This is a genomic window from Comamonas thiooxydans, from assembly GCF_000964545.1.
GTDB classification, from domain to species: Bacteria; Pseudomonadota; Gammaproteobacteria; order Burkholderiales; family Burkholderiaceae_C; genus Comamonas; species Comamonas thiooxydans.
Genome location: NZ_BBVD01000003.1, coordinates 220,339 through 232,118, shown reverse-complemented (window position 1 = coordinate 232,118; position 11,780 = coordinate 220,339). Strand labels below are relative to the sequence as shown.

At 64.6% G+C, this 11,780-nt stretch carries 11 protein-coding genes; 9 read left to right on the top strand and 2 right to left on the bottom strand.

Annotation, left to right across the window (positions count from 1 at the left end):
- Positions 1–90: 90 nt before the first annotated feature.
- On the bottom strand, positions 91–1,581 hold the full coding sequence (locus Cth01_RS04835; protein WP_045838638.1) for a cryptochrome/photolyase family protein: 1,491 nt from the start codon (positions 1,579–1,581) through the stop codon (positions 91–93).
- A 22-nt stretch (positions 1,582–1,603) separates the two neighbouring features.
- Between Cth01_RS04835 and Cth01_RS04830 the strand changes: the two genes are divergently transcribed.
- From Cth01_RS04830 to Cth01_RS04790, 9 genes are all read left to right on the top strand, one after another.
- Entirely contained in the window at positions 1,604–2,203 is a 600-nt protein-coding gene (locus tag Cth01_RS04830; RefSeq protein WP_003071169.1) for a YqgE/AlgH family protein, read from the top strand.
- A complete protein-coding gene (ruvX, locus tag Cth01_RS04825) occupies positions 2,200–2,712 on the top strand; it encodes a Holliday junction resolvase RuvX (protein ID WP_034353930.1) in 513 nt (170 codons plus the stop codon). The genes Cth01_RS04830 and ruvX overlap by 4 nt, the downstream gene beginning before the upstream one ends.
- Positions 2,709–3,239 carry a bifunctional pyr operon transcriptional regulator/uracil phosphoribosyltransferase PyrR gene (gene pyrR / locus Cth01_RS04820; RefSeq protein WP_003071172.1) on the top strand — a complete coding sequence of 177 codons (531 nt, stop codon included), beginning with the start codon at positions 2,709–2,711 and terminating at the stop codon, positions 3,237–3,239. Before ruvX ends, pyrR begins: the two co-directional genes overlap by 4 nt.
- Before the next feature lie 2 nt (positions 3,240–3,241).
- Entirely contained in the window at positions 3,242–4,204 is a 963-nt protein-coding gene (locus tag Cth01_RS04815) for an aspartate carbamoyltransferase catalytic subunit (RefSeq protein ID WP_003051536.1), read from the top strand.
- Between the two features lie 207 nt (positions 4,205–4,411).
- The gene (locus Cth01_RS04810; RefSeq protein ID WP_045838637.1) at positions 4,412–5,704 is read left to right on the top strand and encodes a dihydroorotase; all 1,293 of its coding nucleotides are present in this window, start codon (positions 4,412–4,414) and stop codon (positions 5,702–5,704) included.
- A 187-nt stretch (positions 5,705–5,891) separates the two neighbouring features.
- Positions 5,892–6,653, top strand: a complete 762-nt coding sequence (locus Cth01_RS04805) for a lysophospholipid acyltransferase family protein (RefSeq protein ID WP_045838636.1) — start codon at positions 5,892–5,894, stop codon at positions 6,651–6,653.
- Between the two features lie 50 nt (positions 6,654–6,703).
- Entirely contained in the window at positions 6,704–7,612 is a 909-nt protein-coding gene (locus tag Cth01_RS04800; RefSeq protein WP_045838635.1) for a LysR family transcriptional regulator, read from the top strand.
- 103 nt (positions 7,613–7,715) lie between these two features.
- On the top strand, positions 7,716–9,104 hold the full coding sequence (locus tag Cth01_RS04795; protein ID WP_034353920.1) for an 8-oxoguanine deaminase: 1,389 nt from the start codon (positions 7,716–7,718) through the stop codon (positions 9,102–9,104).
- A 286-nt stretch (positions 9,105–9,390) separates the two neighbouring features.
- A complete protein-coding gene (locus Cth01_RS04790) occupies positions 9,391–10,746 on the top strand; it encodes a uracil-xanthine permease family protein (RefSeq protein ID WP_034353916.1) in 1,356 nt (451 codons plus the stop codon).
- Positions 10,747–10,764: 18 nt separating this feature from the next.
- On the opposite strand, the gene Cth01_RS04785 is transcribed toward Cth01_RS04790, so the two are convergent.
- Positions 10,765–11,775, bottom strand: a complete 1,011-nt coding sequence (locus Cth01_RS04785; protein WP_034353912.1) for a Bug family tripartite tricarboxylate transporter substrate binding protein — start codon at positions 11,773–11,775, stop codon at positions 10,765–10,767.
- Positions 11,776–11,780 lie beyond the last annotated feature (5 nt).

Genomic DNA, 11,780 nt, shown 5'->3' with positions numbered 1-11,780 from the left:
CGCTTCTTTTTTTGAGTGACAGCCTATTGGACGGTTGGCAGCCAGGCACTCGGGGATATGGACCTCCACAGGGCCTGGAGCCAGGAAAGCTCAAGCTTCTTTCTTGAGGATTCCGTAGCGCGCCAGGGTTTTCTCCCGCGCCGCCGCATGATCCACGACGGGCAAGGGATAGTCGCGCCCCAGTGTGATGCCTGCTTCGGCCAGTTCCAGCGGCTTGGCCAGCCAGGGGGCATGCCGCAGTTTGGCCGGCAAGGGCGTCAGCTCGGGGACGTAGCGCACGATGAACTTGCCGTCCGGATCGAACTTCTCGCTCTGGGTCACCGGGTTGAAGATACGGAACCAGGGCTGGGCATCGCAGCCCGTGGAGGCCGCCCATTGCCAGCCGCCGTTATTGGCCGCCAGATCGAAGTCATTGAGCTTTTCGGCGAAATAGGCTTCGCCCCGGCGCCAGTCCAGGCCCAGGTCCTTGACCAGAAAGCTGGCCGTGACCATGCGCAGCCGGTTGTGCATATAGCCGCTGGAATTGAGCTGGCGCATGGCGGCATCGACCAGCGGGTAGCCGGTGCGGCCCTCGCACCAGGCGGCGAAGAGGGTGTCGGCTTCGGCTCCCGTCTCCCATTCGATGGCGTCATACGCCGGCTTGAAGCTGCGTTCCACGACATAGGGCTGGTGGGCCAGGATCTGGAAGTAGAAGTCGCGCCAGATCAGCTCGCTGAGCCAGGTGGCCGCCCCTTCGCGCGCCGCGGCAGACCAGTCCTCATTGTGCGCCGCCTCATGGGCGAGGCGGGCCAGCTCGCGTATCGACACGGTGCCAAAGCGCAGATGTACGCTGAGATAGCTGGGCCCCTTGAGGGCCGGGAAGTCGCGCGCCGTCTTGTACTGCGGCAGGCGCGGCAGAAAATCGGCCAGCAGCTGGCGTGCGCCGCTGACGCCGGTGGGCAGGCGCAGGCCGGCCAGCGTGTCCGGGGCAAAGCCTAGCTCGGCGGCCGTGGGAATCGGGCAGCGCTCGGTGTCCGGCAGATCGGCCAGCTTGCTCGCTAGATTGCGCTCGCTGGGGTAGGCCGAGAGATAGAACGGCGTGATCTTTCGCAGCCAGGCGTTCTTGTAGGGCGTGAAGACCGAAAACGGCGACAGGCTCTGGGTCAGCACCTCGTCGCGCGCAAAGATGCGGTGGTCCTTGAAGCGCAGCAGCAACTGCCCCTGGCTCTTGAGGCTGCGCGCCACCTGGGCGTCGCGGGCGATGGCCGCAGGTTCGTCGTCGTCGTTGCAGAAGACGGCGCCCGCGCCCAGCTGCCGGGCCAGGGCAGGGATGAGGTCCTGGGGCAGGCCGCGCCGCGTGATCAGCCCTGTCTGCGGACGTCCCGCGGTCTCGCGCAGGGCCGCATCCAGCTCGGTCAGGCTCTGGCAGATGAATTCCACGCGGCGGTCGGCGCGGGGCAGGGCGGCAAGAATGCTGTCGTCGAAGACAAAGACGCAATACAGCTCTTCACATTGCTGCAATGCGTGATACAGGGCCGCGTTATCGGCCAGACGCAGGTCGCGCCGCAGCCAGATCAAGCCCACAGGGTAAGAAGGAGTCATGGATCGCCATTAAAATCGCTGCATGTCTGCAGAATCTGCGCCTATCAACTTGACGCACCACTTCCTGATTGCCATGCCCGGCCTGGAAGATGAGTCGTTTTCGCGCAGCGTTGTCTACCTGTGCGAGCATAGCGAGCGTGGCGCGCTCGGTCTGATTATCAACAAGCCCTCCAAGCTCAGCCTGCAAGGCCTGCTGCAAAAAGTGGATTTGGGTCTCAAGCGCGATGATTTGCGCGATCAGCAGGTCTTTACCGGTGGCCCGGTGCAGACCGATCGCGGCTTTGTGCTGCATGAGCCCATGGTCATCGAAGGCGCACCCGAGAACGAATCGGCCTATGCCTCGACCATGACCATTCCAGGCGGTCTGGAGATGACCACGTCCAAGGATGTGCTCGAAGCCCTGTCTGACGGTGCCGGCCCCAGGCGCGTGCTGGTCACGCTGGGCTATTCCTCCTGGGATGAAGGCCAGCTCGAATCCGAAATCGGCGAGAACGCCTGGCTGACCGTGGAAGCCGACCCCGAGGTGATCTTCAGCACCCCGGTGGACGAGCGCTATGACCGCGCTTTGGGCCTGCTGGGTCTGCAGCGCTGGATGTTGTCCCCAGAGTCGGGTCGCGCATGAACGATATTTCCTCTTCCAACAAGGCCGCCGATGCGGCCTTTTCCTCGACTTTTTCCTCGGCCGAAAATGCGGCTGCCAAGCCTGCAGCGGCACCCGCACCGCAAAAGCCCGAGGTGCCGGCCCATTTCCAGCAGTTCCTGGGCTTTGACTTCGGCATCAAGCGCACGGGATGCGCCTCGGGCAACCGCGTGCTGGGCGGAGCCAACCCGCTGCCCACCATCAAGGCCGAAGCGGCGGATGCACGCCTGGCCGCGGTGGAAAAGCTGATCCGCGAGTGGCAGCCCAATGCCCTGGTGATAGGCGTGCCCTACCACCCCGATGGTGCGGCGCACGAGAACACGGCCCGGGCCCTGAAATTCGGCCGCCAGCTCAGAAGTCGCTTCAAGCTGCCGGTGTACGAGGTGGACGAACGCTACAGCACGACCGAAGCCCTGGCGGGTGGCGCACGCGACGCCGACGCGGCTTCGGCCTGCATCATTCTTGAACAGTTTTTGAGGAGTCTCCCATGAGTGAAACCATTGCAGGAAACCAGCCGGGACAAGGCAGCCTGATCCTGGACGCCGAAGCCCTGTATAGCGAGCTGCTGCGCGGCGTGCAGCGCATCATGGGCCCCAATACCCGTCTGGCGGGCATCACCTCGGGCGGTGCCTGGCTGGTCGAGCGCCTGCACAAGGATCTGAACCTCAAGGGCAAGCCCAGCGTGCTGTCCTCCTCGCTGCACCGCGACGATTTTGCCCAGCGCGGCATGGCTTCCAGCGCCCAGACCCAGATCGCCTTCGATGTGAACGGCGCCGATGTGCTGGTGCTCGACGATGTGCTCTACACCGGCCGCACCGTGCGCGCCGTGCTCAACGAACTCTATGACTACGGCCGTCCCGCCAGCGTGCGACTGGCCGTCCTGGTGGACCGGGGAGGGCGCGAGCTGCCCATCCAGGCCGACTTTGCCGCAGCGCGCGTGGCGCTGCCGGCCGACCGTTCCCTGGCGCTGGCGCGCGACGAGGGCGGTGTTTTCCACTTCCGCATTCAAGAGGCCTGATCGTGCTGTACAAGCGCAACCCCCAACTCAACAAGAACGGCGAGCTGATCCACCTGCTCTCCACCGAAGGCCTGTCCAAGGACATCCTGACCCAGATTCTCGACACGGCCAGCAACTTCGTCAGCGTCAACGACCGTGAAGTCAAGAAGGTGCCTCTGCTGCGCGGCAAGAGCGTGTTCAATCTGTTCTTCGAGAACAGCACGCGCACCCGCACCACCTTCGAGATTGCGGCCAAGCGCCTGTCGGCCGACGTGTTCAACCTGGACATCGCGCGCAGCTCGGCCAGCAAGGGCGAGACCCTGCTGGACACCATCGACAACCTCTCGGCCATGGCGGCCGACATCTTTGTCGTGCGCCACAGCGAGTCGGGGGCTCCCTATCTGATCGCCAAACATGTGGCGCCCCATGTGCATGTGGTCAATGCCGGCGACGGTCGCCATGCCCACCCCACACAGGGCCTGCTGGACATGTACACCATCCGCCACTACAAGCAGGACTTCTCCAATCTGCGCGTGGCCATCGTGGGCGACGTGCTGCATTCGCGCGTGGCGCGCTCGGACATCCACGCCCTGACCACACTCGGCGCTGCCGAGGTGCGCGTGGTCGGCCCGCGTACCCTGGTGCCCTCGGACATGGCCAGCATGGGCGTACGCGTCTTCCACAATCTGGAGGAAGGCATCAAGGACTGCGACGTCATCATCATGCTGCGTCTGCAGAACGAGCGCATGAGTGGCGCGCTGCTGCCTTCGAGCCAGGAATACTTCAAGAGCTTCGGCCTGACCGAAAAGCGCCTGGAACTGGCCAAGCCCGATGCCATCGTCATGCACCCCGGCCCCATCAACCGCGGTGTGGAGATCGACTCCGCCGTGGTGGACGGCCCGCAGGCCGTGATCCTGTCTCAGGTGACCTTCGGTATCGCCGTGCGCATGGCTGTCATGTCGATCGTCGCGGGGAATGAGGCTTGAACACCCCCTGAGCGGCTGCGCCGCTTCCCCCTCTCTCGCGATGCGGGAGGGGGACGACACCCTCGCGTCGGGGCGGCCCTAGCTTGGTGTCCCATGCGAAAGTCGACGAAGCAAACTGCAGTTGCTGGTGGTGACGGTTTTTAGAGATATTTTTATAGCTTTTAGCGCTTGTGTGGCAAGGGCTGGAAGCCAATTTGGTGCCAAACCATGAAGATTCTGATTCGCAATGGCCGGGTGATGGACCCGGCACGAGGTTTCGACCAGCAGGCCAATATCGCCATCGATGGCAGCGTGATCGCCGCCATCGGCACGGTGCCCGATGGTTTTGTGGCCGAGCGTGAAATCGACGCCTCCGGCCAGTGGGTGCTGCCTGGTCTGGTGGACCTGGCCGTGCGCCTGCGCGAGCCCGGTCACGAGCATGAAGGCATGCTGCAGTCCGAGATGGCGGCTGCCGTGGCCGGTGGCGTGACCAGCCTGGTCTGCCCGCCCGATACCGAGCCCGTGCTCGACGAGCAGGGCCTGTTGGAAATGCTCAAGTTCCGTGCCGAGAAGCAGCACAAGTCGCGTCTGTTCCCCATGGGCGCGCTGACCGTGGGACTCAAGGGTGAAACGCTGACCGAGATGGCCGAGCTGACCGAGTCCGGCTGCGTGGCCTTCGGCCAGGCGGATGTGCCGCTGTCCAGCATCACCACGCTGAGCCGTGCACTGAGCTACGCCAACACCTTTGGCTATGCCGTGTGGCTGCGCCCGCAGGACAAGGATCTGGGCAGGGGCGTTGCCGCCAGCGGCGCGCTGGCCACCCGCATGGGTCTGGCCGGGGTGTCCGTGGCGGCAGAGACGATTGCGTTGCACACCATCTTCGAGCTGATCCGTGGCTCGCAGACCCGGGTTCACCTGTGCCGCATCTCCAGCGCCGCCGGCGTGGAGCTGGTGCGCCGAGCCAAGGCCGAAGGCCTGAATGTGACCGCCGACGTGTCCATCAACTCGCTGCTGCTGACCGAGAACGATATCGGCTACTTCGACAGCAGTGCCCGTGTGGTGCCCGTGCTGCGCCAGCAGCGCGATCGCGATGCGCTGTCTGCCGCGCTGGCTGACGGCACCATCGATGCGCTGGTTTCCGATCACTGCCCAGTGGACGAAGACGCCAAGGTGCTGCCTTTTGCCGAAGCCGAACCCGGTGCGACCGGCGTGGAGCTGCTGCTGTCCATTGCCGTGAAGTGGAGCCGCGACTACAAGGTGCCGCTGAACCGCGCACTGGCTGTCGTGACTTCGGCTCCCGTGGCCGTGCTGGGTAGCGCCCTGGGCGAGCAGCAGTCCCTGCTGGGGCAGCTCAAGGTGGGCGGCGTGGCAGATCTGTGCATCGTCGACCCCGAGGCGGAGTGGACGGTCGATCCCAAGGCGCTGCAAAGCCAGGGCAAGAGCACGCCATTCAACGGCTATGAGCTGCCTGCGCGCGTGGTAACGACTATCGTTGACGGCGCTGTCGCTTATCAACGATAGGCTCCCCCTGAGCGGCTTTGCCGCTTCCCCCTCTCTCGATGCGTTGCATCGGGAGGGGGACGACACCCTCGGTGCGCGGCGGCGCTTCCTAGGTGCCTCTGACTTTGCATTGCGCCAGTCTTAGGCGCTTGCCGGTTTCAAGTTGCAGCAACTGAGTCACAACGAGCCGCTACACTGTTTGAGAATCATGGCAAACGGCTTGCACAAAATCAAAACCGGCTCGCGTGCGGTATGGCGCGGACTGCGTCTGCTGGCCCATGTGGCCAAGGGCGCCTGGATCGTGGCGTTTCGCTTTCCGCAGCTGCACTACCTGCAGCAGCACGAGCATGTGCAGGCCTGGGCTGCAACGCTGCTGCTGCGGGCCGGGGTGCAACTGCAGGTCAAGGGGCAACCACCGGCCCAGGGGCCGGTACTCATGGTCAGCAACCATATCTCCTGGCTCGATATTCCGCTGCTCCACGCGGCGCGCCATTGCCGCTTCATCTCCAAATCCGACGTCAAGGGCTGGCCCATCATCGGCACGCTGGCGACGGCTGCAGGCACGCTCTACATCCAGCGCAGCTCGCGCCGCGATGCGGTGCGCATGGTGGGAGCCATGGAAGAGGCCTTCAAGCGCGGCGAAATCCTTGCCGTCTTTCCTGAAGGGACGACGGGCGATGGACGCAGCCTGCTCTCGTTTCACTCCAATCTGCTCGAAGCCGCCGTGCAATGCGATGCGCCGGTACAGCCCGTGGGGCTGCGCTTTGTCGATGGCAAGACAGGCAGCACCAGCTATGCTGCGACCTATGTCGGGGACGAGACCTTGCTGGGCTCCATCTGGCGCGTGCTTTGTTCGGAGCAGCTGATTGCCGTGGTGCACTATGGCGAGGCGCAGAGCGCACAAGGGCGCGACCGCCGCGCCTGGGCCAAGGACTTGCACACCGAGGTGGACAGGCTGCGCCAGAACTAGGTGCTGTGCCGGCGCTTTGCGCGCCCAGTCAAACCCTGTAGGCTGCGCGCATGCACGCCAGAGTTTTGCGCTATCTCGATGAAGTGGTTCGCCGCGGCTCCATCCGCAAGGCGGCCGAGCACCTGCATGTGGCTCCTACGGCCGTGAACCGGCAGATTCTCGATCTGGAGGCCGAACTGGGAGCGCCGCTGTTCGACCGCATCCACAACCGCCTGCGTCTTACGCCTCTGGGTGAGATGGTGCTGACCCATGTGCGAAGCACCTTGCGCGAACATGCAGCGCTGCGCGAGCGCATTGCCGACTTCAAGGGCATGCGGCGTGGCGAGATCACTGTGGCGGCGACGTCGGGTCTGGCGGGCTCCTTGCTGCCATCGCTGGTGCATGACTTTCGCAGCAGCCACCCGGGGATGGTCGTGCGTGTCATCGACTTGCCTACGCAGGCCATTGTGTCTGCCGTGGAAGCCGGGGAGGTGGATCTGGGTCTTGCCTACGATCTGGCGCCCAGACCCGGTTTGCGCATGCTGGCGGCCAGCGAATGGCAGATTGGAGCCGTCCTGCCTATCAAGCACCCGCTGGCCCATCATTCGTCGCTGCTGCTCAGCGAATGCGTGGGTCATCCGCTGATTCTGCCTGCACCGGCCCTGACCATACGCAGTCTGCTCAACGAAGCCTTCGCGCGCAGTGCCATCGAGGTGACGCCGGTGGCCGAGTCCACCTCCATGGCCTTGATACAGCGCCTGGTCATGCTGGGCGAGGGCATTGCCTTGCTCAACGCTCTGGATGTGCTGGAGGAGCTGGATCGCGGCTCGCTGAGCTTCGTGCCTCTGCGCGACGCACATCTGCAGCGCCAGACCCTGATGCTGTTCGTGCGCAAGGGGGCCGAGCTGAGCGCGGCTGCCGAGCTCATGGCGGCAAGCATCGAATCCGCGCTGGCGCGGCTCTACGCCAGAAAACACTGATTCACTGTCCACATTTTGTGGACATGCTTGGCTGAATTCAGCGCTATCGCGCGCTTGGGTGCCTCTCTAGACTTGCGCTTCTTGTTTAGAGAGGAAGAAACCCATGACCCTGATTGCCCTGAATGCCGACGTACTGGTCACCATGGATGCGCAACGCCGCGAGATCAAGGACGGTGCGCTGGTGGCGGACGGCCCGGCCCTGCTGTGGGTGGGCGCAACGGCCGAGTTGCCAGCGCAATACCGCCGCATGGCCGACGAGGGCCAGGCGCGCGTGCTGGACATGCGCGGCAAGGTCGTGACGCCGGGCCTGGTCAACACTCACCATCACATGTACCAGAGCCTGACGCGTGCCGTGCCGGCCGCTCAGGATGCCGAGCTGTTCTCGTGGCTGCAGAACCTCTACATGCTGTGGTCGCACCTGACGCCCGAGATGATCCATGTCTCGACCCAGACCGCCATGGCCGAGCTCATGCTGTCGGGCTGCACCACGACCAGCGACCATCTGTACCTGTTTCCCAATGGCTCGCGCCTGGACGATTCCATTGTGGCTGCGCAGCAGATGGGTATGCGCTTTCACGCCGCGCGCGGCTCCATGAGCCTGGGCCGCAGCAAGGGCGGCCTGCCGCCCGATGTGGTGGTGGAGGAGGAAGAGGCCATCTTGCGCGACAGCCTGCGCCTGATCCAGCAATACCACGACGGCTCGCGTCACTCCATGCTGCGCGTGGTTCTGGCCCCATGTTCGCCGTTCTCGGTGACGCGCGATCTGATGCGCGAATCGGCGGTGCTTGCGCGTGCGCACGGTGTCTCGCTGCACACCCATCTGGCCGAGAACGACAACGACGTGGCCTTCTCGCGCGAGAAGTTCGGCCTGACCCCGGCGCAATACGCCGAGGACCTGGGCTGGGTGGGGCGCGACGTCTGGCATGCGCATTGCGTCAAGCTCGATCCCGAAGGCATTGCGCTGTTTGCGCGCACCGGCACCGGTGTGGCGCACTGTCCATGCTCCAACATGCGCCTGGCATCGGGCATCGCACCCATCCGCAGCATGCGCGATGCCGGCGTGTCCGTGGCCCTGGGTGTGGACGGCAGTGCATCGAACGACGGTGCCCACATGCTGGGCGAGGCGCGCCAGGCCATGCTGCTGCAGCGCGTGGGCTACGGCCCGGCGGCCATGAGTGCCCGAGAGGCGCTGGAGATCGCCACGCTGGGCGGTGCGCGCGTGCTCAACCGCGACGACATCGGCGCACTGGCTCCCGGCATGTCTGCCGACTTCGTGGCCTTCGACATGGAAGACGTTGGCTATGCGGGTGCTGGCCACGACCCCGTGGCAGCGCTGGTGTTCTGCACGCCGGCCAATGTGTCCAGCAGCGTCATCAACGGGCGTGTGGTGGTCGAGGACGGGCGTCTGCTGACCGCCGACCTGCCCGTGGTGCTGGGCCAGCACCGCAATCTCGCGCGCAGCCTGTTCGAGCGAGCCGCAGCAGGACATTGAGACTTTTCGGTGACGGTCATCGCTGGTCCATTGCGATGGCTGGACATCGGTGTGAGAGAGATTCCAAGCCTTTGTGGCACTGGAAGAAAAGTGGGCTCGGGACTGGTGTCAGGTGACTTGGAGTGCCAGAAATTCTTTCTCGATGCTGGACAAGCTATACGGCGCCGCGCATGGGCTGTATCGGCAACGGCATATGAGAGCTCCCGGTTGCGTGCTTAGTCTTGTGGCCTTCGCGGGGAAGCCTATTCCCCGGCGATTGCATACCTAAAAAACAGGAGACAAGACCATGGAAAAGCTGCTTTACGGGGTGGAAGACCGTCCGCCCAGCCTCATCACCACCACGCTGCTTTCGCTGCAGCATCTGCTCGCCGCGCTGGGCGGCATCATCGCCGTGCCGCTGGTGTTCGGCGGCGCGCTCAAGCTGCCGGCCGACCAGATCGTGGCCCTGGTCAATGCGGCTTTGCTGGGCTCGGGCGTCGTCACCATCATCCAGTGCCGTGGCGTGGGACCTGTCGGCATACGCCTGCCCTGCGTGATGGGTACCAGTTTCGCCTTTGTTGGTGCGGGCATCAGCGTGGGACTGGAGCATGGTGTGCCCGGCATCCTGGGCTCTTCGCTCGTGGGCTCGCTGGTGATGATCGTCGGCAGCTTTTTCATGCCGGTGATCCGTCGCTTCTTTCCGCATACCGTGACCAGCGTGGTTGTGACCATGATCGGGCTGTCGCTCACGCCCGTCGCCGTGGACTGGGCCGCAGGCGGTGTGGGCAGCGGCAGCTACGGCGCCGTGGGCAATCTGGCGATTGCGGGCTTTGTGCTGGCGCTGGTGATCGGCTTTGTGCAATGGGGCAAGGGCGTGATCTCGGCATCGGCCGTGGTGCTGGGCATTGCCTGCGGCTATCTGCTGTGCCTGGCCCTGGGTCTGATCGACTTCACCCAGGTGCGCGAGGCGCCGATCTTCGCGATTCCGCAGCCGCTGCATTTCGGCATGAGCTTTCCGGTATCGGGCATCGTTGCCATGTCCATCGCCTTTCTCGTGACCATTGTCGAGACCACGGGCACTTTCATGGCCCTGGGGGCGGCAACGCGGACGCCGATCCGCGGCAAGCGCCTGGCCAGCGGCATGCTGTGCGACGGCGTGGGTTCGGCCTTTGCCGCCGTGATGTCGAGCCCGCCGGTTTCCACCTTCGCGCAGAACGTGGGCGTGGTCTCGCTCACGGGCGTGGCCAGCCGCCATGTGGTGATGCTGACCGGCGTGATGCTGCTGCTGGCCGGACTGTTTCCGGTGCTGGGAGCGCTGGTAGTGACGATTCCCCAGCCAGTGCTCGGCGGTGCGGGCCTGATGATGTTTGCCATGATCATCCTGGCGGGCATCCGCATGCTCAGCGGTGCAGAGCAGACGCGTCGCAGCGGCCTGATCATTGCAGTCTCGCTGGGCTGCGGCCTGGCCGTGACGGTGCGCCCCGATCTGCTCTCCAAGATGCCTGCCTTTGTGCGCGAGGTGTTCGGCTCGGGTATTACCGTGGGTGCGCTGGTGGCCGTGGGCCTGAATCTGCTGCTGCCGGGGCGCGAGTTCGATGCCCACGAGGAAGAACTGGAGTCCGCAACGGCAGCCCCGGTTGCAACCAGTTCCGCCGCAGCCTGAAGCGCAGGCCCTGGGCGCTTAAAGCGTCATCTTGCTGTCGATGATGACCTTGCGCCAGCGCGCGAGGTCCTTGACGATGAGGTCGGCAAAGACCTTGGGCGTGCTGGGCATGGGCTGGGCGCCTTCGCTTTGCAGACGCTCGAGGATGGCGGGGCTTCGCAGCGAGGCATTGATCTGCTGATTGATCCTGGCGACCACGTCGGCGGGCATATTGGCAGGGCCGACCACGCCATACCATTGGTCGGCCTCAAAGCCGGGCAAGCCTGCTTCGGCCACGGTAGGCACATTGGGTAGTGCAGGGATGCGCTGAGGTGATGAAACGGCGATGGCCTTGATCTGGCCTGCGCGGATCTGCGCAAGCACGGCGGGAATGCCGGTGAACAGGGCCTGAACCTGACCGGCCACTAGATCATTGACGGCCGGGGCCGTGCCCTTGTAGGGCACATGCTGCATCTTCAGCCCTGCTTGCAGGCTCAGATAGGCCATGGTCATATGCGCGGCGCTGCCGTTGCCGCCCGAACTGAAGTTCACCGCTCCGGGATTGGCCTTGGCGTAGCTGATGAACGATGCCAGATCATTGACCGGCAGCGATGGATGCACGACCAGCACGTTGGGCACACGCGCCACCCAGGCCAGAGGCGTAAAGCTCTTGATAGGGTCGTAAGGCAGCTTGGGGTAGAGCGTGGGTGTAACGGCCAGCGTGCCCACATGACCCATGAGCAGGGTGTAGCCATCGGCACTGGCCTTTGCCACGCGGTCCGCGCCGATGCTGCCGCCTGCGCCGGCAACGTTTTCCGGCACCACGCTCTGGCCCCAGGCGGTCGTCAGCTCATGACCTATGGCGCGACCCAGAATGTCGGCGGAGCCGCCGGGCGTGAACGGAATGACCATGCGTATGGCCTTGCTGGGGTACCTCGAGTCCTGTGCCAGAGCTGTGCCGGTCAGACCGCCCAAGGCGGTGGCCGCAGCCCATTGGCTCCATTGGCGGCGGTTCAGAGTGAAGGGATCGCATGCGGTGAAAGCGGGCATATTGT